We start from the raw sequence: 23,412 nt of genomic DNA on the forward strand, positions 1-23,412 counted from the left end.
GCCACATATATCGGGTGACACAGGTGACGCAAGAAGATTACAGGGTCACCCCGGGTGGCGAAAGTCAATTTAACGTGAATTGCCGTATAAATAGCGCGGTTAGTATGGTTAGAGAGAATAATTCTGGCGCCCGCTCATACTGCCCCAAAGTGATCATTTCCCGTGCACCTTTTGGGGGCATTATCGGGGCACGCTAGGGGCACCGCGGCGGCATTTTTCGCCGGCACCAGCTGGTCCGGATTGCACAAGCATTCTGCCCGGTTGCGGTGAAAATTGATCACAGGGTTACGGCTCAAGCGATTGCGCGCGCAGGTGGCCAAAGTCATGCCAATCCAGGCTTTACTCGGGGACGGCCCCCTGCTGTCTGATCCACCCCCAGTCCCCACCACTTAATGTTGGAAGCCGCAAGGCCGATGCCGATAACTGCCACTGCCCCACTGTTCAGCAATGGGAATTATTCGAATCGTTTGTATGTGAAGAATCAATCTATGCGCTCTTGTAACCGTATAACCAGCGCGCAGTGACAGCGCCAATATTGCGCACCGAATGGCGGGCACCGGCGGGGATAAAGAGCTCCTCGCCGATTTCCGGCCGGCGCGACTGACCGTCGATCTCGACTTCCAGCGCACCTTCCACCAGCATCAACAGTTCATCCTGCCGGTGCGTAAAGTCCTCCCAGCACTGCCCGGGCGGGTCCACCCACAGATCGCAGCTGAAGCCCCGCTCGGACCAGTCCGTTGCCACTGCCTGCCTGTCTATCATTGCATCAAGCCCCGCTGCCGCCGGTCAGCGCACAATTCAGCCCGCTATTGCGGGCCGAGTCTGCGGAAACGAGTGAAACTAGGGCGACAGCCGCTCCACCTTCCACTGGCCACCATCTTCGGCCCGGTAGATAAAGCGGTCGTGAAGCCGGTGGGCACCGCCCTGCCAGAATTCCACCGCATCGGGTAAGACGCGATAGCCGCCCCAGGAATCCGGCAGCGGTATCTCGTCATCGCCATACTGGGACTTGACGGCGTCAAACTGCCGTTGCAGCTGTTCGCGGGATTGCAGCGGCTCGCTCTGCTGCGAAGCCCAGGCGGCCAGCTGGCTATCCCGCGGGCGGGTGCGGAAATAGGCCTGCACCTCCTCCCGCTCCAGCTCCACGGCGCGGCCGTAGACGATTACCTGGCGCTCCAGCGACTGCCAGGGAAACAGCAGCGACACCTTCGCGTTGGCCGCGATATCCCGCGCCTTGTGGCTCTGCAGGTTGGTGTAAAAAACGAAGCCGCGCTCGTCGAACCCCTTCAGCAGCACGATGCGCTGTGACGGCTGGCCGCTGCCATCTGCGGTGGCCAGGCACATGGAGCTGGGATCGGAAAGATCCGCCTCCACCGCTTCACTCAACCACTGGCGGAATTGCTCCATCGGGCTCACTTTCAGGTCGGCACGGTGCAAGCCGCCGCGCAGATATTCCCGGCGCCATTGATCGATTTCCATAACATCACTTCCTTAGGTTACTCAGCGGTAAAGTGTACTTACTAACCCGGCAATCAAATAGGTGATCCTTCACCTATTTGATTGCCGCCCTTGAAATACTGGCGGATGGCCGCCCCACACACCTGCGCGGAAGTGCTTGTATTTCTAGGGCTCGCGCCGGCCTGTGGCCGGCGGCGGCACATCCTTGCGCCGGGTTAATAGTCAGCGCCGATTTCCCAATCGAAACCCGATCTACAGCTGTCGCGCAAATATCCTTTCGCAAGGCGCCGCCTTTCTCAATTATTCGGCGATTTTCCGCCCGCAAGTGCAGACTCTGCGGGCGCTTGCACCCCTACCAATGGACCGCTAGGCTCCTTGCACTTCGACAAGAACAAGGAACACTGCAGTTATGTCCTCTGCGCCCACATGCGCCCAGGTGCTGATGCGCCTGCTGCGCGAATACCAGGTGGAAAAGGTCTTCGGTATTCCCGGAGTGCACACCATCGAGCTGTATCGGGGACTGCCCGGCAGCGGCCTGCAGCACATCACGCCGCGCCACGAACAGGGCGCCGCCTTTATGGCGGACGGCTACGCCCGCGCCAGCGGCAAGCCCGGCGTCTGCTTTCTGATCACCGGCCCGGGCCTGACCAATGCCGCCACCGCCATGGCCCAGGCCTATTCGGATTCTGTCCCGATGCTGGTGATCTCCGCCGTCAACCGCTGCGAGGATCTGGGCATGGGCCGCGGGCGCCTGCACGAGCTGCCGCGCCAGAGCGATGTCAGCCGCGGCTTCTGTATCTGGCAGCACTCGCTGACCCAGGCGGAGCAGCTGCCGGAAGTGATCGCCCGCGCATTCCAGCTGCTCACTTCCAGCCGGCCCGGGCCGGTACATATCGAAATTCCCATCGATCTGTTCGCGGCCCCGATGCCCGGGCGCCTGGACGACTACCGCGCGAGCCCGTCAGCCCAGCCACCCGCCGCCAATGGCGCGGCAATCGCTGCGGCCGCTGACTGGCTGCAGCATGCCGGGCGCCCGGCCATACTGCTCGGCGGCGGCGCGCAGGACTGCGGAGCCAGCGCCACCGAGATAGCGGAGAAGCTGGCGGCGCCGGTGTTCCTGTCGCTGGCCGCCAAGGGCATCGTCGACGAGCGCCACCCGCTGTGTGGCGGCGCCAATCTGAGTTTCGACTGCGCACGCGCGCGGGTGGAAAATGCCGATGTCGTACTCGCGGTGGGCACCGAGCTCGCCGAGACGGACCGCAACCTGGTGCGCGACAACTACGCGTTCAAAGGCCGGCTGATCCGCGTGGATATCGATCCGGCCCAGCTGGTGTGCAACGCCAATCCCGACCTGGCCATTTGCGCCGACGCCGGTGAAACCCTGAACCAGTTGAATGCCGCGCTGCAAGCGAAAGATGAGCGCGCGCGGCAGGCGGCCGCACAGGAGCTGGCGCAGATAGTGCGGGACTGCCGCAAGGAGTGGTGGATCGGCTCCGAGGCGCGCTTTCCCTGGGTCGAGGCGCTGCGCGCCGCGCTGCCGGAGGACGGCATCCTCGTGACCGACTCCACCCAGCTGGCCTATAACACCAACCACGCCCTGCCGCTGTACAGCGCGCGCAGCCACATTACCTGCACCACCGGCTACGGCACCCTGGGCTTCGCGCTGCCCGCGGCCATAGGCGCGAAGCTCTCCGGCCAGCGCGACGTGCTGGCGCTGATCGGCGACGGCGGCCTGATGTTTACCCTGGGAGAGCTGGCGGTGGCCGTGGAGCAACAGCTGCCGCTGCCGATCCTGGTGTGGAACAACGCCGGCTACGGTGAGATCCGCGACTTTATGGACGACGCCGAGGTGCCCCAGGAGGGTGTCAACCTGCGCACGCCCGACTTCGTCGCCCTGGCCAGAGCCTTCGGCGCCGAGGGCTGCCGTATCGAGCGGCCGGAGCAGCTGGCAAGCGCGGTGGCCGAGGCATTGAACCGAATGACCCCTACCCTGATAGAAATCACCGCGCCCTGAACTGCGCACCTGTAGGAGCGGCCCATGGCCGCGATCGATGTCAGGAAGGAATTCAAAGTTCGATCGCGGCCATGGGCCGCTCCTACAAAAACACGATTTGAGCCCGAACAGAGAGCGACCATGACAGACTTCAGCAAACTGAAAACCGACAAACTGTTTATCAACGGCAAGTGGCAAGAATCTCAGGGCGGCGACCTGCACCCGGTGATCAACCCGGCCACCGAAGAGGTCATCTGCGAGGTGGTGCAGGGCTCCGCGGAAGATGTGGACACGGCCGTCGCCGCCGCGCGGGCGGCTTTTCGCAGCTGGCGCAACACCAGTGCCGCCGAGCGCGCCGCCTTCCTGAACGCCATTGCCGACGGCATGGAAAAACGCAAGGAAGACCTGATCCAGGCGGTTTCCCAGGCACTGGGATGCCCGGCGCACATTACCAAGTGGCTGCATATCGACGGCCCCATCTACGCGGTGCGCTACTACGCCGAACGCACGGCACTGATGGAAAAGACCGAGAAGGTCGGCCACTCGCTGCTGATCCGCGAGCCGATCGGTGTCTGCGGCTTTATCACTCCATGGAACTACCCGCTGCACCAGTTCGTCGGCAAGGTGGCACCGGCGCTGGCGGCCGGCTGCACCATGATCTCCAAACCGTCGGAAATCACGCCGCTGCAGGACTATGTGATGGCGGAGATCATCGAGTCTGCCCATCTGCCGCCGGGCGTGTTCAACCTGGTGCCCGGCGCCGGTCCGATTGTCGGCGCCGCGCTTTCGGCCCACCCGCAGATAGACATGGTGTCCTTCACCGGCTCCACCCGCGCCGGCGTGGAAGTGGCCAAGGCCGCCGCACCCACCGTCAAACGGGTGACCCAGGAGCTGGGCGGCAAGTCGCCGCTGATCATCACGCCCGATGCCGACCTGGAAGCGGCGGTGCGCTGGGGCTGCGAGGACGTATTCATCAACAGCGGCCAGACCTGCACCGCCCTGACCCGCATGCTGGTACCGGCGGAGCGCTACGAAGAGGCGGTGCAGATCGCCAGGCAGGTGGCCGAGGAAGTGGCGCTCGGCACCGGCTCCGACGCCTTTATGGGCCCGCTGTCGTCGCAGCGCCAGCGCGACATAGTGCGCGGCTATATCGAGAAGGGAGTGGCCGAGGGTGCGCGTTTGGTTTGCGGCGGCGCCGAGGCGCCGGAGGGGCTGGACAAGGGTTTCTATGTCAAGCCGACGGTCTTTGCCGACGTCACCAATGACATGGCCATCGCCCGCGAGGAGATCTTCGGCCCGGTCACCTGTCTGATTCCCTACCGAGATATGGACGAGGCCATCGCCATTGCCAACGACACCCAGTACGGTCTTTCCAGCGGTGTCTGGGCCAAAGACGCCGAGAGCGCGCTGCCAATCGTGCGCCGTATCGAGGCGGGTCTGTGCTTCGTCAACGGTGGCGAGTTCAATTACGACGCGCCTTTCGGCGGTTACAAGCGCTCCGGCAACGGGCGTGAATTCGGCGAAGCCGGTCTGGACGAGTTTATCGAACTGAAATCCGTGCAGCTGCCGGCATAAACTGCTGCGCCGCTCTCCGCAGAGGGCGGCGCTCCCTACCGGGCCGCAGGCGCTTGACTGGATATTCGGGTCCCGCTATCTTTGCCCTCACATCAAGAGAGTGGCTGACGCCAACGCCAACCTGCCGACCGGGGCAAGGTGGTTTTCTCTCTGCCTGAGTACAACAGCAGGCAGAGGGGATGGGACTCGATAGTGCCAGTAGCAGGCACCGGGTAATCCAACCGGATAAGCGAACAAAAATTCGCCGCTTCCACGTCAGTCCTCCAATCGTTTTACTCAAGGTATGAGTATTGGAGGGACCATGTCCGAATCACCGCTTTTCAGCAACGCCGACCGCAGAGACGTTATCGAGATCCAGATAGCCAGCCAGCGAAGCCATACCGCCGTGCGCGCGGTGCGACGAGCCGACCGGCAGCTGCTGTGGCAACTACTGTTCGACAGCGCGGAAGAGGCCTTAAAATTCGCCACCAATTGCCGCGCCAGCGACCAACCGGTAACGGCCCACAAGGCCTGCGAACTGGCGCGATGACAACTAGAATCGATGGGCAGTGACCCGAGGGGAGCCGCCCGTCGCAGTGCCACAAGCACGCACCAAATCGAGGAGCTAACAACAACACCATGTCCAAGCCAGAACAATTCTTCCAGCACCTGCGCGACGAACTGAAACAGATCGAGGCCGACGGTCTCTACAAGCGCGAACGCATTATCACCTCGCCGCAGGCAGCGGAGATCCAGGTCAACAACGACACCCAGGTGCTGAATTTCTGCGCCAACAATTACCTGGGTCTGGCGGATCACCCGGACCTGATCCAGGCGGCCAAAGACGGCCTCGACCAGTACGGCTTCGGCATGGCGTCGGTGCGCTTTATCTGCGGCACCCAGGATATTCACAAGGCGCTGGAATCGCGCCTGTCCGAGTTCCTGCGCACCGAGGACACCATCCTCTATACGTCCTGTTTCGATGCCAACGGCGGCCTGTTCGAAACCCTGCTGGGCCCTGAGGACGCGATCATCTCCGATGCGCTGAACCACGCCTCCATCATCGACGGCGTGCGCCTGTGCAAGGCCCGGCGCTACCGCTACGCGAACAACGATATGGCGGATCTGGAAAAACAACTGCGGGCCGCCGACGCCGAGGGCGCGAAAACCAAGCTGATCGCCACCGACGGCGTCTTCTCCATGGACGGTGTCATCGCCGACCTGAAGGCCATCTGCGACCTGGCGGACAAATACAATGCCCTGGTGATGGTGGACGATTCCCACGCGGTGGGTTTTCTCGGCCAGCACGGCCGCGGCACCCACGAATACTGCGATGTCATCGATCGCGTCGACATTATTACCGGCACCCTCGGCAAGGCCCTGGGCGGCGCCTCCGGCGGCTTTACCTCCGGGCGCAGGGAAATTGTCGATATGCTGCGCCAGCGCTCGCGCCCCTACCTGTTCTCCAATTCCGTCGCACCGGCCATCGTCACCGCCTCGCTAAAAGTGCTGGATATGCTGATGGAAGGCGGCGAGCTGCGGGACAGGCTGCGCGAGAATTCCGCCTATTTCCGCCAGCGTATGAGTGAGGCCGGCTTTACCCTGGCCGGCGCCGACCACCCGATTATTCCGGTGATGATCGGCGATGCCGCCCTGGCCCAGCAGATGGCCGACAAGATGCTCGCGCGCGGCATCTATGTGGTCGGCTTCTTCTACCCGGTGGTACCCAAGGGCCAGGCCCGCATCCGCACGCAGATGTCCGCCGCGCACACGCGAGAGCAGCTCGATCAGTGCATCGACGCCTTTGTGGAAGTGGGCAAAGAGCTGAATATCATTTAACGACTCTCAACGGCACTGGATTCCGGCCTGCGCCGGAATGACGATTTTGAATTTTATTCTGTCGTCATACCGGCGCAGGCCGGTATCCAGCTTCGATATGTGTCCGGCGCATTCGCTGCCGGCATCAGGGAAAAACATGAAAGCACTCTCCAAACTGAAATCCGAACCCGGTATCTGGCTCACCGACGTCGACATTCCGGAGCCGGGCCACAACGACCTGCTGATCAAGATCCGCAAGACCGCCATCTGCGGCACCGATATGCATATCTACCACTGGGACGAGTGGTCGCAGAAGACCATCCCGGTACCGATGGTGGTGGGCCACGAATACGTGGGCGAAGTGGTCGGCATGGGCCAGGAAGTGGCCGGTTTTGAAGTCGGCGACCGCGTCTCCGGCGAGGGCCACATCACCTGCGGCCACTGCCGCAACTGCCGCGCCGGCCGCCGCCACCTGTGCCGCAACACCTACGGTGTCGGCGTCGACCGCCAGGGTGCCTTCGCCGAGTACCTGGTGATCCCGGCCCTGAATGCGTTCAAGATCCCGGACAATATCCCCGACGATCTCGCCTCCATCTTTGATCCCTTCGGCAACGCGGTGCACACGGCGCTGTCGTTCGACCTGGTGGGAGAGGATGTGCTGATCACCGGTGCCGGCCCGATCGGTATCATGGCCGCGGCCGTGGCCCGCCATGTGGGCGCACGCCACGTGGTTATTACCGATATCAACGATTACCGCCTGGAACTGGCGAAGAAAATGGGCGCGACCCGCACCGTCAACGTCAGTAAGGAAAAGCTGACGGACGTCATGAAGGAAATCGGCATGACCGAAGGCTTCGACGTGGGCCTGGAAATGTCCGGCGTGCCGGTGGCCTTCCGCGATATGCTCGAGGCGATGAACCACGGCGGCAAGATCGCGATGCTCGGCATTCCCTCGGGAGAGATGGCGATCGACTGGAGTAAAGTGATCTTCAAGGGTCTGATCATCAAGGGCATCTACGGCCGCGAGATGTTCGAGACCTGGTACAAGATGGCGAGCCTGATCCAGTCCGGTCTGGACCTGACCCCGATCATCACCCACCAATTCAGTATCGACGACTTCCAGCAGGGCTTCGACACCATGGGTTCCGGCGAATCCGGCAAGGTGATCTTGAACTGGCAGTAATCCAGTAAATTAATCACGGCCAACGGCCGCTCCCACGGCAGCAAAATCACAGCCTGTAGGAGCGGCCCATGGCCGCGATGGATCTCTCCACATCCCCAATCTACCCCATCTCTCCCCAGTGCACTCCAGCCCCCGTTCCGATCAAAGCGGATCCCAGCAGACGCAGTCGCTGGACAATCCCCTGCACGATCCCTAACTTAGGCCGCAGCGCAAACAAATCGACGGTAAACCGAGTGCCCGAAATCAATTTCCGCCCCTGCCGGCCGGACGACGCGGATGCCGCGATCCCCCTGATCTACAGCTCGGGGCCCGCCGCCTTCGACTATGTATTCTGCGACAGCGCGGCGCACCAGTCGCTGGACTTTCTCCGTTATGCCTTTGTGCGCGGCCAGTCCGAGTTCGGCTACCGGCAGCACCTGGCCGCGGAAATCGACGGAAAGCTGGTGGGCGTAGCGGCGCTGCGCGACGCCGGCCAGAACTTCGCATTCACTGTCGCCGCACTCAGGGACATAGTGTCCTTCTATTCCCCGGCAGCAGCCCTGCGCACACTGGTGCGCGGCCTGCGCACCGAACGCGTTATTCGGACACCGAAATCCGGCGAAGCCATGCTCTACCATCTAGGCATAGATGCCGAACACCGCGGCGGTGGTATCGGCACCGCGCTGATCGGGCAGATTGCCGCACGCGCCCGCTCCAGAAGCGTAAATCGGCTGACCCTCGATGTCGCCGCGACCAATCCGCGCGCGCGGGAACTGTACCTGAGGCTGGGCTTTGAAATGCAGGCTGGCCGCATCGGGAAACTGAGCTCGCCATACGGACAAGTCTGCGACCACACGGCCATGTCAATGCGCCTGTGCGACGGTCGCTCCACTGCATAGGTATCGCTACAGCCGCAATCTATACTGCAGAGAACCTACAGACCCTCAAGCATCAGCGGAAACACGGCAGGAGCGGCCCCATGGCGAGAATCATCGCAGTACTCGTGGCAGCACTGCTGGCACTGGCAATTGCCGGCTACCTTTTTTACTCGGGTAAAGAGTACTCGATTAGAATTCCCGAAGCAGAGATACAGCAGAACCTGGAAAAAGGCCTGCCGATCACCCGGCAATATCTCGCTATTTTTGAACTCACACTGGACAACCCCCGCGTCGACCTGCGGCCGGATAGCGGCCGCATTGCGGCGGGGCTGGATTTGTCACTGAAAATAATGGCGGTGGACGACAGCCGCACATTCAGCGGCACGGTCGACATTTCCGGACTGCCGCAGTATGTGGCGGGCAAGGGTGAATTCTATCTCGAAGACCTGAAAATAGATCTGTTAGCCCTGCCGGACTTGCCCGAACGGCAGTTGGAAAGACTGCGGCTCGTGATCGAGGCGGCTCTGTCCGAATACTACAGCCGCCACCCCATTTACACATTGAAGCGCGGAAAACTCCGGCAACTGGCAGCCCGGTTGGCACTGAAGGAAGTGTCAGTCGACGGAGACGACCTGGTGCTAACGCTGGGAAAACACTGACAGCGGAAGGAAAGGATCACAGATCCAGCTTCCTGATCAGCCAGGCGCTGCTGGTCCCCTGCACCAGCAGCGAGAAAAGCACCACGCCAAACACCATCGACTGCACCGTCCACCAGTAGGGCAGCTCGACCGGCAGTGACAGCACCAGCGCCACCGCAATAACGCCGCGCAACCCGCCCCAGCCGAGAATCAGGCGCCAGGGCTTCGGAATCGGCGGGCCGACAAAACGCGCCATCGGCGCCATCATAAAGATCGACAGTGCGCGGGCGCCCACGGCGGCCGCAATAGCCACCACCATAGACAACCACTGCTGTGCGAACATGTCGAAGGTGATCACCAGCCCCATAATCACGAAGATCAAGGCGCTGAACAGCAACCCGAGCCAATCCCAGGTGGGCTGCGCGTGTGCCAGATAGGTCTCGCTCTGTTCGCGCAGACAGGCGCGAGTCACTATGGCGCAGACCATCACCGAAATAATGCCCGAGACATGCACCACATGCTCCGCCAGATAGAAGCTGCCGAAGGCGGCGAGCACCAGGGTCATCAGAGCGGCGCCGGCGGAGCGCAGGAACAGGACGACGATAGCGGTGACCAGACCGCACAACAGGCCCACCGCCAGGCCTCCGAAAAAGGTGACGGCAAAGTAAACCGCGATAGTGCCGGCACCGGCGAGCGGCTCACCGGTACTGGCGCCACCCTCCATCACGCTGTGGCTGGCCACACCCAACACCAGAGTAAAGAGCACGATCGCCGCCGCGTCGTTGAACAGGCTCTCCCCTTCGACCAGGGTCAGCAAATCTTCCCCGGTACCGCTCTCGCGCATTCTGGTGACCACTGCCACCGGATCCGTGGCGGCCAGTATCGCGCCGGTGAGCAACGCTGCTACCCAGGGGAAGCCAGCGGGATGGCCGATGCCGTAATAGGTGAGAAGCGCGATGATCAGCGCGCAGATCACCACCCCCAGGGTGGCGAACAGCAGTATCGGTCCCAGCCAGCGCTTCAATACCTGCGGTTCAATCTGCCAGGCGGATTCGAAAATCAACACCGGCAGAATGACGAAAAACACCAGCTGGTGGAGGTTTTCCGCGCGAATGCCGGTGTCGTAGTCGATCACCGGCAGCAGCATGCCGGCGAGCACGCCGGCGATCAGGCAACCGAGGGTATTGTCGCTGCGCAGCAGGCGCGCGAGGCCGAGGCCTGCCACCGCGGCCGCGGCCATATAGAGCCCCTGCCCGACCAGAGTGGTAACGCTCTCCACTATTCTGTTCCCCTGTCAGTCGCGATCACCGATTTGGGTTTTACATCCGGAACAAGCGCGTTGAGCGGTACCGCCATACCCCGTTCGTCGATCACCTCCACATGATGCCGGCGCAGCAGGCGCGGCTCCGGCACGCCACAGGAATGCGCGATGGTGCCCACCTCGTAGGCCATATTGCGCGCGTAATTGTAGACGCGCTCCGCCTTGTCCAGCGGATCCAGGCCCTGCTGCAGGTCCGGGTTGTGCGTGGTGACACCGGTGGGACAGGTATTCCTGTTGCACTGCATGGCCTGAATACAACCGAGGGCGAACATAAAGCCGCGCCCGCAATTGACAAAGTCGGCCCCCATCGCCAATGCCCAGGCCACCATAGACGGTGTCAGCAATTTGCCGGCACAGATCACCTTGACCCGGTCGCGCAGTCCGTAATCGGTCAGCAGGTCTACCAACAATGGCAGGCTGCGATTGATCGGCAGCCCCATATAGTCCATCAGGCTCTGCGGTGCCGCGCCGCTGCCGCCGTCGGCGCTGTCGATGGTGATGAAGTCGGGGGCGTATTCCAGGCCGCGCAGCTGGATGGACTCACACATCTGGTGCAGCCAGTCGCTGGCGCCGATCACGCACTTGAAACCGGTGGGCTTGCCGGTGACCTCGCGAATGTGGTGCAGCATGTCCAGCAGGCCGTCCACGCTATTGAACTCCGGATGTCCGTTCGGACTGATGGAGGCCACCCCCACCGGAATGCCGCGCACGCGGGCGATCTCCTCGGTGACCTTGATAGCCGGCAGTATGCCGCCCTTGCCCGGCTTGGCCCCCTGGGAGAGCTTCAGCTCGAACATCTTCACCTGCGGGTGCTCCGCGACTTCGCGCAGCTTTTCATCCGATAGCAGGCCCTGCTCATCGCGCACGCCGTACTTGGCGGTACCTATCTGGAAGACGATGTCGCAGCCGCCGACCAGATGGTGGGCGGCCAGCCCGCCCTCCCCGGTGTTCAGCCAGATACCGGCCTTGGCCGCCCCTTTGGACAATGCGGTGACCGCCGGTACCGACAGGGCGCCGAAGCTCATGCCGGAAATATTGAAGATGGAACGGGTGGTATAGGGCTCCCGCGCATAGCCGTCGCCGACGGTGATCTCCCGCGGCGGCACCGCGTCCTTTTCCAGTGTCGGGAAGGGGTGGTTCAGGAAGAGCACATCGCCGGGCTGGTTGAGCGGCCGGGTGGAACCGAAGGCCGCGGTGGAATCCACGTTCTTGGCGGCGCGGTAGACCCAGCTGCGTTGGGCGCGGTTGAACGGCATTTCCTCGCGGTCGAGGGCGAAGAAGTACTGGCGGAAGAACTCACCCAGGTGCTCAAACTTGTAGCGAAAGCGCCCCAGTACCGGGAAGTTGCGGCGGATGGCCTGCTTGGTCTGGCTGATATCGGACAGGTACAGGTAGAGCACATAGAGCACCAGCAGCACCAGCGCAAAGGCAAACACCAGCGCAAACACCTGCAATACATTGACGGCAAAATTGCGGATAGCGGCCACCGCCTCAAGATCCATTTCTCTATTCCCCCTACAGTGTCTGCGCCTAATTGTATGCCCTCGACGAAAGGCTTGCACAGCCGCGCCGCCCGGCCCTAAACTGTATATTTATACAGATATCGAGACGATCACTTGGCCAACGAAGATTCCGGCAATCCCGCCCAGATACACAAGGGCCGCGGCGCTGCCAGCAACCTGGCCGGGCGCTTCGTGCCCCATGTCAGCACCCGCGAGTACGACGGCTGGCAGACGGAAGCGGAGCCGCTGGAGCGACTGCTGACAGAGGCCATCGAGGAAAAGGCCAAGACCATCATCGCCAGCAACAGCTCGCCGGACCTGCCGTTCAGCCAGTCGATCAATCCCTATCGAGGCTGTGAGCACGGCTGTGTGTACTGCCTGAGTGGCGACACCCGGATTCTTTACGCAGACGGTCGGCACAGGCCTCTTAGTGAAGTTAAGGTCGGCGACAGGATTATCGGTACCGTCCGCAAGGGCTGGTATCGGCGCTTCGTGGAAACGGAAGTGCTGGCCCACTGGTCCACAGTAAAACCCGCCTACCGGATCACTCTCGCGGACGGCACCCAACTGGTTGCCAGCGGCGATCATCGTTTCCTGACCGAGCGCGGGTGGAAATATGTAACGGATACAGAAAATGGCAGTCACCGGCGTGCCCACCTGACCACCAATAACAAAATGATGGGTACGGGTAGATTCGCTCAAGAACCTGTCAAGACGGAAGACTATCGGCGAGGCTATTTGAGCGGGATGATACGGGGCGATGGAACCATTGGCACCTATCGATACCGGCGCTCAGGACGCAAACACGGAAATATTCACTTGTTCAGGCTCGCGCTGACCGACGAGGAGGGGCTGCAACGCTCACGTAAATACCTGAAGACGTTTGGCGTACAGACCCACGAAACCGTATTTTCGGAAGCGATGGAAAATCGGCAGGCAATGAAAGCCATAAGGACCAATGCCAGATCCCAGGTACAGCAGATCAGAGAAATCATTGAATGGCCTACGGTGACTTCCGACGACTGGTGCAAAGGCTTCCTTGCCGGAATATTTGACGCGGAGGGTAACTTCAGCAAGAAAAACACACTGAGAATACCAAACTCAGACCCGGAAATTATCGACCAGATTAGCAAGGCGCTCGATCAACTCGGCTTTGACTTTGCACTCGAAGCGATCGAGCGCAAAGAACAAAAATCCCTCACCGTTGTTCGCCTGCGAGGCGGAGTAGGGAAAAAGCTCACCTTCTTTCATATGACAGACCCGGCGATCAGTCGCAAGCGTTCGATTGTCGGTAGAGCGGTTAAAAGCGAAGTGGATTTGCGTGTAGTGAATATCGAGGCCCTGGGCCAGTCAATATCAATGTACGATATCAGCACCGGAACAGAGGATTTTATTGCAAACGGAGTCGTCAGCCACAACTGCTACGCTCGCCCCAGCCACGCCTATATGGACCTGTCCCCCGGCCTGGATTTCGAAAGCAGGATTTTCTTCAAACCCAACGCCGCAGAACTGCTGGAAAAGGCTTTGCGCAAACCCGGCTACCAGTGCAGTCCCATCGCCCTGGGCACCAACACCGACCCCTACCAGCCGCTGGAGAGAGAAAAACAGATCACCCGCCAGCTGCTGGAGACGATGCAGCGGTTCCAGCAGCCGGTGACCATAGTCACCAAGAGCCAGCTGATATTGCGCGACCTGCCGATACTGAAAGAAATGGCACAGGACGGGCTGGCCCAGGTGGCCATCAGCGTAACTACCCTCGACAATGAACTGAAGCGAAAACTCGAACCGCGCACCGCCGGTCCCGCCGCGCGCCTTCGCGTACTGGAACAATTGAGCAGCGCGGGCATCCCCACCGCGGTGCTCGCGGCACCGATGATACCGGCGCTGAACGACTGCGAACTGGAGGCCATTCTCAGGGCGGCGCGGAATGCCGGCGCGGATCACGCCGCCTATATCCTGCTGCGCCTGCCCCACGAGGTGGCGCCGCTGTTCCGCCAGTGGCTGGAAGTACACTATCCGGAGCGCGCCGCGCACGTGATGAGCATCGTGCAGCAGAGTCGCGGCGGCCGCGACTACCGGAGTGATTTCTCTCAGCGCCAGACCGGCACCGGCGTATTCGCACAGCTGTTGCAACAGCGCTTTGGCGTGGCGATCCGGAAGCTGGGGCTGAACCGGCGCGACTTGAAGCTCGACAACAGCCGCTTTTGTCCGCCACCCCAGTCCGGCGATCAGCAATCCCTCTTCTGAATCGTAGGAGCGGCCCATGGCCGCGACAGGTCTTGCCGGTATCTCCGGACATCAGTCGCGGCAATGGGCTGATGGCCGCCCCGTCGCTCCTATAGCTGCCCTTCCCGGCAGCGATTTGCAATCCCCCCCTGATCGCGGACAATACGCACTCAGCAATCGGATAGTTGCAATTTGAATAACTGGTTTGTCTATTTGGTCCGCACCAGGCGCGGCGCGCTCTATACGGGCATCACCACCGATGTGGAGCGGCGCTTTGCGGAACACCAGAGCGGCGGCCCCAAGGCAGCCAAGGCACTGCGCGGTCGCGGCCCGCTGACGCTGGTGTTCCAACAGGCAGTTGCGGACAAGTCCGAAGCCCTGAAACTCGAGCTGCAAATCAAGAAATGGCCGAAGGAAAAAAAAGAGGCCCTGATAGCCGGCAGTGTGGGGTTATCACTTCCGGCATAGCGCTCAGGGCCTCAAAGGGATGGGTCGGCAAAACCGACTCGCTACAGCTGACTGCTGCCAACCTGGCTACTGCTAAACTGACTACTGCTTAGAAACATCTGCGGATCCGGCTCGGAAACGGCCGGCCCGGTGAAGGCCAGCGCAGTGACCAGGACCATCGCAGTGGCAAATAAAATACGTTTCAACATCTCCAACACCTCTCGGTGACGGCGCCTTCGCGGTCTTTCAGCGAAGTGCGCCCGGTAAATCTCCTGCGCGACCGGCGGAATCTGCCGGTATTCAGGGCTGCTCTAGCGCAGCCAGTGGAAGCTCATTTTCGAGCAGCCATTTCCGGGTGACTTTATTTCCACAGGCACCCGCCCCGCTCGTTCGCATCTGCATCGCGCGCGTCAGTCCGGCATCTATCACCATGGAGCGCAACGCATCTGCGGGAATATCGATCATGGATCCGATCTTCGCTTTCAACCTTCTCATTGCTGTACCTCCGGCTCTCGCACCTGGTGGATAAAATCGGCCAGCGCCGCGGCAAAGGCGCCGACGGAGACTGCCGCCGTCAATATCAGATAAGTGTCCAGTGACGTGTCCATACCCGCGGCAAAGACGACCACTATCCCGATCAGGTAGCTGGGGATATTTTTCACCCCGGTAATCCAGTTCATCATCAGGGCACTCACGGCCGCCAGCGCCAGCGCGGCGGGCAGTGCGGCCAAGCCGAGAGCCGGGTGCAATTTAACCGCCGCGGCCTGCGCGACTATGCCCAAACCGAGACCGGTCACTGCACAGGCGAGGTTGTAGGCACCATCGCGCAGTGACGAGCCGCGGGCGCGATAGGCAAGCCACCCGGACAGGGTGATCCAGACCGGCAGGCCACCGAACAGGCTGAGTCCCGCTGCGCCGGCAATTTCCAGTGCCGAGCGAAGTTTCACCGGCGACCGCGACACCGACACCGACACCGACTCCGTTGTGTGCTCGCTAACCATTGCCTGACTCATGGGCCATGCCCTCCCGAATTCACGCTCGCCATTAAATTCCCTGCTTGCCAAAAAGGCTTTACCGCTGCCCGGTTCACTTCTCTCCGGACCTGCGCGACTCCTTTCCGGCCATTGCATTCTGCACGCGGGGCAGCTGCACCGATATCAGATAACTTCAGCATCCTTGCCTGATTTTCCAGGCCGGCAATATTTCGCCCCGGCAAAGAGTGCATGGCGCTAACGCGATATCCGCAGGTTATAAAAAAACCTGTGACCGAGGCGTCCGCCGCCAATTCGCGCCACGCGGCAGCCAGATGTTTTCTGCGCCGGACTCGGGCAGAATAGCGGCCCTCCAAATCCCGCCGGAATTCCGCTCCATGGAACTGACGCTGACGCTGCTGTTGCTTTTCTTTGCCGTCGCCCTGCTGGCGGGCTGGGTGGATACCCTGGCCGGTGGCGGGGGTCTGATCACCCTGCCCGCGCTGCTGCTCGCCGGCGTACCGCCGGTCAACGCCCTGGCCACGAACAAGAGCCAGAGCGTGATGGGCACCCTGACTTCGACGGTGACGCTTTTTCTGAAGGGGCATCTGCGCGGGCGGGAACTGCTGCCACTGATGGCGACCGCCGCCGCTGGCGCCGCCATAGGGACCTGGCTGGTACAGCGTATCGACACCGGCTGGCTGAACTGGGTGATTCCGCTGTTACTGCTGTGTGTGGCGCTCTACTTCTGGCTGACGCCAAAGCTGGGAGAAACCGAAGCCAGGCCGCGCCAGACGGAAAAGCAGTGGGCGCTGACCTGGGTGCCTACCCTCGGCTTCTACGACGGCGTCTTCGGTCCCGGCACCGGCTCCTTCTTCGCCGCCTCCGGTGTCGCCTTCCGCGGCCAGACGCTGCTCACTGCCACCATCCGCGCCAAGCTGCTGAACATGACCACCAATCTGGCCTCGGTGGCGCTTTTCGCTGCGGGCGGCAAGGTGATCTGGGCCATCGGCGGGGCGATGATGCTGGGGCAGATGGCGGGCGCCTATCTCGGCAGCCACACCATGCTGAACGGCGGCGCCAGGCTGATACGCCCGCTGGTAATCACCATGTGCGTACTGATGTCCATCAGCCAGATAGCGCAGTATTTTGGCTGGATAAGCCTCAGTTGAGGTGCCGGCCCTCCGCATCGACCAGGCGCGGCTTCATGATTTCCGCCAGCCAGGCCATAAACACCTGCACCCGCTTCGGCAGGTGGCGGCGGTTGGCATAGACCAGTGACACCGGCATCGGCGCCGGGCGGTAACGCGGCAGTATTTCCTCCAGCTCCCCCGACTGCAGGTAGGGGTGCACACCCGGCTCCGGTACCTGGACGATACCGAGACCGGCGAGACAGGCTTCCAGGTAGGCCTCGGTATTGTTGACGGTTACCGCACCCCGCATCGGCAGACTCTTCTCTATACCGGGCTCGTCCGGATCCACATATTCGAAACCGGACGGGCGCGATCCGAGGGTCAGCGCATAGCGGATCAGCTGGTGTCGGCTCAGGTCCTCGAGGGAACGCGGTGTGCCGTGTTCCGCCAGGTACTCGGTGCTGGCGCAGTTGACCATGCGGTAATAGCCCAGCGGGCGCGCAATCAGGCTGGAGTCCTGCAGCGCGCCCACGCGCAATACGCAGTCGAAGCCCTCGCGGACCACGTCGACGAAACGGTCGCTACTGCTCAGTTCCACTTCCAGGCCCGGGTGCTGGCGCAGGAACGCCGGCAGCCGCTGGATCACCACATCGCGGGCAATCGGCAATGGCATATCCACCCGCAGCCGGCCGTGCAGTTCTGAGGTGTCCTCGCGAAACAGGTTCTGCAGCTCGTCCATATCCGCCAGCAGGTCCTGGCAGCGCTCATAGAACACCTGGCCGTCCTGGGTCATCTGCACACTGCGGGTGGTGCGGTGCAGCAGGCGCGTGCCGAGCAGGTTCTCCAGCTGCTGCACCGCGCTGGACACACTGGCGCGGGACAGGCCCAGGCTGTCCGCCGCGGCGGTGAAGCTGCCCTGCTCCGCCACCCGCAGATAGATCTGCATGGATTCCAGCAGTTTCATAACCCATCCGGCTCTATTGTTCAGAAATCCAAAACAGTCTAGCCATCCTTGGCGCATTTATCTAATTCAGGCCATTCAATAAGCTCTCATCCGTCGCCTATCGAGGCCACAACCCAACGACAGGAGCCGAGCATGAAACAGAAGATTGCACTGATCACCGGCGGCAGCCGCGGCCTGGGACGCAACACCGCCCTGCAACTGGCCAGCAAGGGCGTGGATGTGATTCTCACCTTCCACAGCCGCGCGGCCGACGCCCGGGCGGTGGTCGCCGAGATCGAGCAGCACGGCGCGCGCGCCGCCGCCCTGCAGCTCGACACGGGGGACAGCGCCGGCTTCGCCGCTTTCGCAGAGCAGCTGCGTGAATTACTGCAGTCCCACTGGCAGCGCTACCAGTTCGATTACCTGGTCAACAACGCCGGCATCGGCATCCACACGCCCTTCGCCGAGACCAGCGAGGCGCAGTTCGACCAGCTGATGAACATCCACTTCAAGGGCGTCTTCTTCCTGACCCAGAGGCTGCTGCCGCTGATCGCCGACGGCGGGCGCATCGTGAACCTGTCCAGCGGCCTGGCGCGCTTCTCACTGCCCGGCTACTCGGCCTATGCGGCCATGAAGGGGGCAATTGAAGTGCTGAGTCGCTATATGGCCAGGGAGCTGGGCCCGCGCGGTATCGCAGTCAATGTCGTCGCGCCGGGCGCCATCGAAACCGATTTCGGCGATGGACTCGTGCGCGACAACAAGGAGGTCAACGACTTTATTGCCTCGCAGACGGCGCTGGGACGCGTGGGTCTGCCGGACGATATCGGCGGCGTGATCGCCGCTCTACTGTCCGAGGAAAACCGCTGGATCAATGCACAGCGCATCGAGGCATCCGGCGGCATGTTCCTGTAACAACGGGATGGCGGAGCGGCCCGTTGAAAAGCCGCAACCCGCCTGCATTCCCGGGCCACGGACGGCCCGAACGCAAAAGGCGAGCGGCAAGGCGGCTCGCTTTTCGTCGTTACTTATTTGGATCCGATCATGCCCGCCCGAATCTCGCCTAGGCTTTCTCCAATAGTTTCGGTCCAGAGGAAGCCCCCTTATGAGCAAGCTCTATACCCGCCTCAATAAAAGCAACGCCGCCGTGCTGCTGGTGGACCACCAGACCGGCCTGCTGTCCCTGGTGCGGGACATAGCGCCCGATATGTTCAAGAACAACGTGCTGGCGCTGGCCGATCTCGCCGAGTATTTCAAACTGCCGACAATACTGACCACCAGTTTCGAGGACGGACCCAACGGTCCGCTGGTGCCGGAACTGAAAGAAAAATTTCCGCAGGCGCCCTATATCGCCCGCCCCGGGCAGATCAACGCCTGGGACAACGAGGACTTCGTCAAGGCGGTCAAGGACACCGGCAAGAATCAACTGATTATCGCCGGCGTGGTCACCGAGGTGTGTGTGGCCTTCCCGGCGCTGTCGGCGATCGAGGAGGGCTTCGAGGTGTTCGTGGTGACCGACGCCTCCGGCACCTTCAACGAACTCACCCGCCACTCCGCCTGGATCCGCATGGCCGAGGCCGGCGCCCAGCTGATGACCTGGTTTGGCGTGGCCTGCGAGCTGCACCGCGACTGGCGCAATGACATCGAGGGGCTGGCCGCGCTTTTCAGCAACCATATCCCCGATTACCGCAACTTGATCAACAGCTATACCAAGTCAACATCTGACAAGTAAGTGCCCGCAGCCCATGGCTTGCTCGGCAACCCCCCTGAATTGCTCGGCAACCCCCCTGAATTGATCGACGCTCAAGGAGCAGCGGTATGAGTTTCCCCCACACCATTGCCAATTTCGACGGAGCCCGCCCGGCGATAGACCCAAACGACGCGGTGATGCTGCTGATCGACCACCAGAGCGGCCTTTTCCAGACCGTACAAGACATGCCCATGACCCGGTTACGCGCCAATGCTGCGGCGCTCGCGAAAATTGCCTCACTGGCCAAAGTTCCGGTCATCACCACCGCCTCGGTACCGCAGGGACCGAACGGGCCACTAATTCCGGAACTTCACGGCAACGCGCCGCACGCGCAGTATGTGGCGCGCAAAGGTGAGATAAACGCCTGGGACAACTCGGACTTCGTCGCCGCGGTCAAGGCTACCGGGCGCAGTACTCTGATCATCGCCGGCACTATCACCAGCGTGTGTATGGCATTTCCCGCCATCAGTGCGGTGCACGATGGCTACAAGGTGTTTGCCGTGGTGGATGCATCGGGCACCTACTCAAAAACGGCGCAGGAAATCACTCTGGCACGGGTAATGCAGGCCGGCGTGGTGCCGATAGACACAGGCGCGGTGGCCTCGGAGCTGCAGAAAACCTGGAATCGCGACGACGCCCAGGAGTGGGCCGAAGTTTATACGCAGATATTCCCCAATTATCGACTTCTCATCGAGAGCTATGCCAAGGCGCAGGAAGTGATCAAAAACAACGAGCAGCTAGATTCCCGGAGTTAATCCTACCGAATGTGTCAAAGGTGTGCTGTTCGACTACAGGGAAGTGCGCCATTTGATCGCCGCACGCCTCCCTGATGAAAATCAATAAGTCATGACTCTGCATACTGAGTAGCCATGTGGAATGCTGTTGTAAACAAGAGGGACGAAGCAGCTATCCAGCCCGTCTTGTTGTCTACCAACCAGGTAGCAGCTACTGGAATCCCCTCACCAGGGAATCTCGCCGCCATCGTAATTGTAGAAATGACCGCTGCGCGGCAGGTCTGTATCCAGCAATACCCGCTTCAGTCCGGCGACACTCTCCTCGGCGGAGATCAGGGCACCGGGGCCGCCCATGTCGGTCTTTACCCAGCCCGGGTGCAGCGCTATCACACTGATACCTCGCTCACTCAGGTCGATGGACAGGCTCTTCACCACCTGATTGACTGCAGTCTTGGAGGAGCGGTAGATATAGCCGCCGCCGGACGAATTGTCGGCGATACTGCCCACCTTGCTGCTCATCACCGCGATGACCCGGCGCGCACTCGCGGCGACATTGTCGACGAAGGTCTCCGCCATCATATAGGGCGCTATGGTGTTGGACTCCAGCACCCGGCGCCACTCGTCCCGATCCACATGGCCGAAACTCACCCCTTTGGGGCCGTAGTAGCCGGCATTGTTCAGCAGTATATCGATGGGCTCGCCCTGCAGCGCCTTGGCCAGCGCCGCCATATGCGCGTAGTCGGTCACGTCCAGCTGGAACAGGCGCAGGTTGGGATACTGCCCGCGCAGTGAGCGCAGCTCCGATGCGTTGGGCAGATCGCGGCAGCAGGCGAGCACCCGCCAGCCGTCCGCGGCGAACTGGCGGCACATTTCCAGACCTATGCCGCGGTTGCTACCGGTGATCATTATGGTGCCGGACATAATGGTTCCTTCAATGGTATTCTTTCGCGTTCCGATCATAGCAACTGTAAGCCGATGTACTATTCACTGAGTGACCTCTTCTGGCTATTCCTGCTCGGCCTCGGCGGCTGGTACTTCTGGGCCGGCATGGCGGCCAAGGAGCAGGTGCGCCGCGCGGCGACCGACCACTGTCGGCAACTGGGCGTGCAGCTGCTGGATGACACCGTGGCGCTGGCGCGCACCCGCCTGAAGCGCGACGGACGCGGCCAGGTGCGCCTGCAGCGCAGCTACGAATTTGAATTCACCTCCACCGGTGAGCACCGCTACTCGGGTATCGCAGTGCTGCACGGCCGGCGCATCACCCAGATCCAGCTCTCCGCTCACCACCTGGCCTGATCCACCATTTAACTTGAGTACGACCATGCAACGGGGAATCTATCGCCATTACAAAGGCAATCTCTATGAAGTGCTGGAAGTTGCCACCCACAGCGAGTCCGGCGCGCGGCTGGTGATCTACCGCGCCCTTTACGGCGCCTACGGCGTCTGGGCGCGGCCGCTGGAAATGTTTGCCGAACAGGTGGAAAAGGACGGTACAGCCACACCGCGCTTCGAACTGTTACAAACGTTTGACTAGTCCGCAGCGACGCCATTAAGGTGGCGTCACCCGAAATCTCCAACCGATCCAACGAGTAAGGCCACCCGGTGAAGAGTAAGAGAATAATGATCTACGGTGCCAACGGCTATACGGGCGAGCTGATCGCGCGCGAAGCCGTGGCCCGCGGCTACCGTCCGCTGCTCGCCGGGCGCAACGCGAAAAAGCTGCAGCCGCTGGCGGAGGAGCTCGGGCTGCCGGCCATGGCCGTCAGCCTCGACGCGACAGAAACCCTGGAGCGCAGCCTGCGCGATATGGACGTGGTCATCCACTGCGCCGGTCCCTTCTCCGCCACCGCCGAACCGATGATGCGCGCCTGTATCAATGCCGGCACCCACTACCAGGACATCACCGGCGAGATGGCGGTGTATCAGGCCGCCCACGCGCTGCACGCGGAGGCGAAGGCTGCCGGCATAGTGCTCTGCCCGGGTACCGGCTTCGACGTGATTCCCACCGACTGCCTGGCGGCGGCATTGCACCGGGCAATACCCTCGGCCACGCACCTGACCCTGGGTTTCGACTCAGATTCCAGTTTCAGCCCCGGCACCGCCAAGACCTCGATCGAGAGCCTCGGCGTCGGCGGCGCCGTGCGCCGCCAGGGCCGGATCGAAGTCATCGGCCACGGCGAGCTGACCCGCCAGATCGACTTCGGCCGCGGCGAGAAGTTCGCCGTCGCGATCCCCTGGGGCGATGTGGCCACCGCCTATTACTCGACCGAAATTCCGAATATCGAGGTCTATATCCCGATGAGCCCGCGTCGCGCCAAGAAGCTGCGGCGCCTGAACAGGTTCCGCTGGCTATTGCGTATGGACTGGGTACAGAACTGGCTCAAGGGCAAGGTCGACAAGTCGGTGCGCGGCCCCAGTGCGGACAAGCGCTCCGAACAGCAGACCTGGGTCTGGGGCGAAGTGCGCAACGACCGCCGCGGCGAGCGCAAGATCGGCCGCGTGGTAACTGCCAACGGCTACGACGTGACCGTCAGCGGCTCCCTGGCGGTGATGGAATTCCTGCTCGACTACAAGGGCGCCGGTGGCTATTTCACCCCGTCGAAGCTGTGCGGTTTCGAGCTGGTGGAGAGATTGCCAGGATCCAGTCTGATCAAGATCGGCATCGACTGAGCAAATCCCTCTCTGTAGGAGCGGCGGAGCGGCCATCCGCCCCATGGCCCCGATCTTTCCCACCGGATTGCGGCGTCAATCGGCCAACACGATGTAAGGCTCCGCCGCCGTTGGCCGTCCGGCAAATATTTACCGATCAGGTTTTTTGCCGGACGGCCAACGGCAGCGGGGCCGATTGGGGCACCCAGTGGGAGGCTGATCGGCGAAGTTCAATCGC

General features: G+C 61.9%; 25 protein-coding genes. 16 read left to right on the forward strand and 9 right to left on the reverse strand.

Features of this window, described 5'->3' with window-relative positions:
* Window positions 1-486 precede the first annotated feature (486 nt).
* Both RRF64_RS05730 and pdxH read right to left on the reverse strand, forming a co-directional pair.
* Window positions 487-762 carry a cupin domain-containing protein gene (locus tag RRF64_RS05730; RefSeq protein WP_323844859.1) on the reverse strand — a complete coding sequence of 92 codons (276 nt, stop codon included), beginning with the start codon at window positions 760-762 and terminating at the stop codon, window positions 487-489.
* 78 nt (window positions 763-840) lie between these two features.
* A complete protein-coding gene (gene pdxH / locus RRF64_RS05735; RefSeq protein WP_323844860.1) occupies window positions 841-1,479 on the reverse strand; it encodes a pyridoxamine 5'-phosphate oxidase in 639 nt (212 codons plus the stop codon).
* Window positions 1,480-1,867: 388 nt separating this feature from the next.
* Here pdxH and RRF64_RS05740 point away from each other — a divergent pair, with 388 nt between their 5' ends.
* The 7 genes from RRF64_RS05740 (at window position 1,868) to RRF64_RS05770 (ending at window position 9,522) form a co-directional block, all read left to right on the forward strand.
* Window positions 1,868-3,472 (forward strand): 5-guanidino-2-oxopentanoate decarboxylase, encoded by a 1,605-nt coding sequence (locus RRF64_RS05740; RefSeq protein ID WP_323844861.1) that lies wholly within the window; start codon window positions 1,868-1,870, stop codon window positions 3,470-3,472.
* 120 nt (window positions 3,473-3,592) lie between these two features.
* Window positions 3,593-5,026 (forward strand): aldehyde dehydrogenase family protein, encoded by a 1,434-nt coding sequence (locus tag RRF64_RS05745; protein WP_323844862.1) that lies wholly within the window; start codon window positions 3,593-3,595, stop codon window positions 5,024-5,026.
* 301 nt (window positions 5,027-5,327) lie between these two features.
* Window positions 5,328-5,555, forward strand: coding sequence for a hypothetical protein (locus RRF64_RS05750; RefSeq protein WP_323844863.1), 228 nt, complete (start codon window positions 5,328-5,330; stop codon window positions 5,553-5,555).
* An 89-nt stretch (window positions 5,556-5,644) separates the two neighbouring features.
* Window positions 5,645-6,844 carry a glycine C-acetyltransferase gene (locus RRF64_RS05755; protein ID WP_323844864.1) on the forward strand — a complete coding sequence of 400 codons (1,200 nt, stop codon included), beginning with the start codon at window positions 5,645-5,647 and terminating at the stop codon, window positions 6,842-6,844.
* Window positions 6,845-6,980: 136 nt separating this feature from the next.
* Window positions 6,981-8,006 carry an L-threonine 3-dehydrogenase gene (gene tdh, locus RRF64_RS05760; RefSeq protein WP_323844865.1) on the forward strand — a complete coding sequence of 342 codons (1,026 nt, stop codon included), beginning with the start codon at window positions 6,981-6,983 and terminating at the stop codon, window positions 8,004-8,006.
* A gap of 233 nt (window positions 8,007-8,239) precedes the next feature.
* Window positions 8,240-8,884, forward strand: coding sequence for a GNAT family N-acetyltransferase (locus RRF64_RS05765; protein WP_323844866.1), 645 nt, complete (start codon window positions 8,240-8,242; stop codon window positions 8,882-8,884).
* Window positions 8,885-8,964: 80 nt separating this feature from the next.
* Window positions 8,965-9,522 (forward strand): DUF1439 domain-containing protein, encoded by a 558-nt coding sequence (locus RRF64_RS05770; protein WP_323844867.1) that lies wholly within the window; start codon window positions 8,965-8,967, stop codon window positions 9,520-9,522.
* Window positions 9,523-9,538: 16 nt separating this feature from the next.
* Here RRF64_RS05770 and RRF64_RS05775 read toward each other — a convergent pair whose 3' ends face one another.
* A complete protein-coding gene (locus RRF64_RS05775; protein WP_323844868.1) occupies window positions 9,539-10,780 on the reverse strand; it encodes a cation:proton antiporter in 1,242 nt (413 codons plus the stop codon).
* Complete coding sequence (locus tag RRF64_RS05780; RefSeq protein WP_323844869.1) at window positions 10,780-12,324, reverse strand: FMN-binding glutamate synthase family protein; 1,545 nt, start codon at window positions 12,322-12,324, stop codon at window positions 10,780-10,782. Before RRF64_RS05780 ends, RRF64_RS05775 begins: the two co-directional genes overlap by 1 nt.
* A 114-nt stretch (window positions 12,325-12,438) precedes the next feature.
* Between RRF64_RS05780 and RRF64_RS05785 the strand changes: the two genes are divergently transcribed.
* Both RRF64_RS05785 and RRF64_RS05790 read left to right on the forward strand, forming a co-directional pair.
* Window positions 12,439-14,571 (forward strand): PA0069 family radical SAM protein, encoded by a 2,133-nt coding sequence (locus RRF64_RS05785; protein WP_323844870.1) that lies wholly within the window; start codon window positions 12,439-12,441, stop codon window positions 14,569-14,571.
* Between the two features lie 171 nt (window positions 14,572-14,742).
* The gene (locus RRF64_RS05790) at window positions 14,743-15,018 is read left to right on the forward strand and encodes a GIY-YIG nuclease family protein (protein WP_323844871.1); all 276 of its coding nucleotides are present in this window, start codon (window positions 14,743-14,745) and stop codon (window positions 15,016-15,018) included.
* A gap of 41 nt (window positions 15,019-15,059) precedes the next feature.
* Here the strand turns inward: RRF64_RS05790 and RRF64_RS05795 are convergent, their stop codons facing one another.
* The 3 genes from RRF64_RS05795 to RRF64_RS05805 form a co-directional block, all read right to left on the reverse strand.
* Window positions 15,060-15,206: a hypothetical protein gene (locus tag RRF64_RS05795; RefSeq protein WP_323844872.1), complete on the reverse strand. Its 147-nt coding sequence runs from the start codon at window positions 15,204-15,206 to the stop codon at window positions 15,060-15,062.
* 91 nt (window positions 15,207-15,297) lie between these two features.
* Window positions 15,298-15,492 carry a hypothetical protein gene (locus RRF64_RS05800; RefSeq protein WP_323844873.1) on the reverse strand — a complete coding sequence of 65 codons (195 nt, stop codon included), beginning with the start codon at window positions 15,490-15,492 and terminating at the stop codon, window positions 15,298-15,300.
* Window positions 15,489-16,010, reverse strand: coding sequence for a DUF1097 domain-containing protein (locus tag RRF64_RS05805; protein WP_323844874.1), 522 nt, complete (start codon window positions 16,008-16,010; stop codon window positions 15,489-15,491). Before RRF64_RS05805 ends, RRF64_RS05800 begins: the two co-directional genes overlap by 4 nt.
* A gap of 356 nt (window positions 16,011-16,366) precedes the next feature.
* Between RRF64_RS05805 and RRF64_RS05810 the strand changes: the two genes are divergently transcribed.
* Window positions 16,367-17,140, forward strand: coding sequence for a TSUP family transporter (locus RRF64_RS05810; protein WP_323844875.1), 774 nt, complete (start codon window positions 16,367-16,369; stop codon window positions 17,138-17,140).
* Here the strand turns inward: RRF64_RS05810 and RRF64_RS05815 are convergent.
* Window positions 17,133-18,065 carry a LysR family transcriptional regulator gene (locus RRF64_RS05815; protein ID WP_323844876.1) on the reverse strand — a complete coding sequence of 311 codons (933 nt, stop codon included), beginning with the start codon at window positions 18,063-18,065 and terminating at the stop codon, window positions 17,133-17,135. The genes RRF64_RS05810 and RRF64_RS05815 overlap by 8 nt on opposite strands.
* Before the next feature lie 132 nt (window positions 18,066-18,197).
* On the opposite strand from RRF64_RS05815, the gene RRF64_RS05820 reads away from it, so the two are divergent.
* The 3 genes from RRF64_RS05820 (at window position 18,198) to RRF64_RS05830 (ending at window position 20,546) form a co-directional block, all read left to right on the forward strand.
* Window positions 18,198-18,956 carry an SDR family NAD(P)-dependent oxidoreductase gene (locus RRF64_RS05820; RefSeq protein ID WP_323844877.1) on the forward strand — a complete coding sequence of 253 codons (759 nt, stop codon included), beginning with the start codon at window positions 18,198-18,200 and terminating at the stop codon, window positions 18,954-18,956.
* Between the two features lie 190 nt (window positions 18,957-19,146).
* Window positions 19,147-19,773, forward strand: coding sequence for an isochorismate family cysteine hydrolase YcaC (ycaC, locus tag RRF64_RS05825; protein WP_323844878.1), 627 nt, complete (start codon window positions 19,147-19,149; stop codon window positions 19,771-19,773).
* 86 nt (window positions 19,774-19,859) lie between these two features.
* A complete protein-coding gene (locus RRF64_RS05830; RefSeq protein WP_323844879.1) occupies window positions 19,860-20,546 on the forward strand; it encodes an isochorismatase family protein in 687 nt (228 codons plus the stop codon).
* Window positions 20,547-20,750: 204 nt separating this feature from the next.
* On the opposite strand, the gene RRF64_RS05835 is transcribed toward RRF64_RS05830, so the two are convergent.
* Window positions 20,751-21,446, reverse strand: a complete 696-nt coding sequence (locus tag RRF64_RS05835; protein ID WP_323844880.1) for an SDR family oxidoreductase — start codon at window positions 21,444-21,446, stop codon at window positions 20,751-20,753.
* A gap of 54 nt (window positions 21,447-21,500) precedes the next feature.
* Between RRF64_RS05835 and RRF64_RS05840 the strand changes: the two genes are divergently transcribed.
* From RRF64_RS05840 to RRF64_RS05850, 3 genes are all read left to right on the forward strand, one after another.
* Complete coding sequence (locus RRF64_RS05840; RefSeq protein WP_323844881.1) at window positions 21,501-21,821, forward strand: DUF3301 domain-containing protein; 321 nt, start codon at window positions 21,501-21,503, stop codon at window positions 21,819-21,821.
* Window positions 21,822-21,846: 25 nt separating this feature from the next.
* Complete coding sequence (locus RRF64_RS05845) at window positions 21,847-22,059, forward strand: DUF1653 domain-containing protein (protein WP_323844882.1); 213 nt, start codon at window positions 21,847-21,849, stop codon at window positions 22,057-22,059.
* Window positions 22,060-22,145: 86 nt separating this feature from the next.
* Window positions 22,146-23,195 carry a saccharopine dehydrogenase family protein gene (locus tag RRF64_RS05850; RefSeq protein ID WP_323844883.1) on the forward strand — a complete coding sequence of 350 codons (1,050 nt, stop codon included), beginning with the start codon at window positions 22,146-22,148 and terminating at the stop codon, window positions 23,193-23,195.
* Window positions 23,196-23,412: the final 217 nt, after the last annotated feature.

It is taken from the genome of Microbulbifer magnicolonia, assembly GCF_035117725.1.
Lineage (GTDB): Bacteria > Pseudomonadota > Gammaproteobacteria > Pseudomonadales > Cellvibrionaceae > Microbulbifer > Microbulbifer magnicolonia.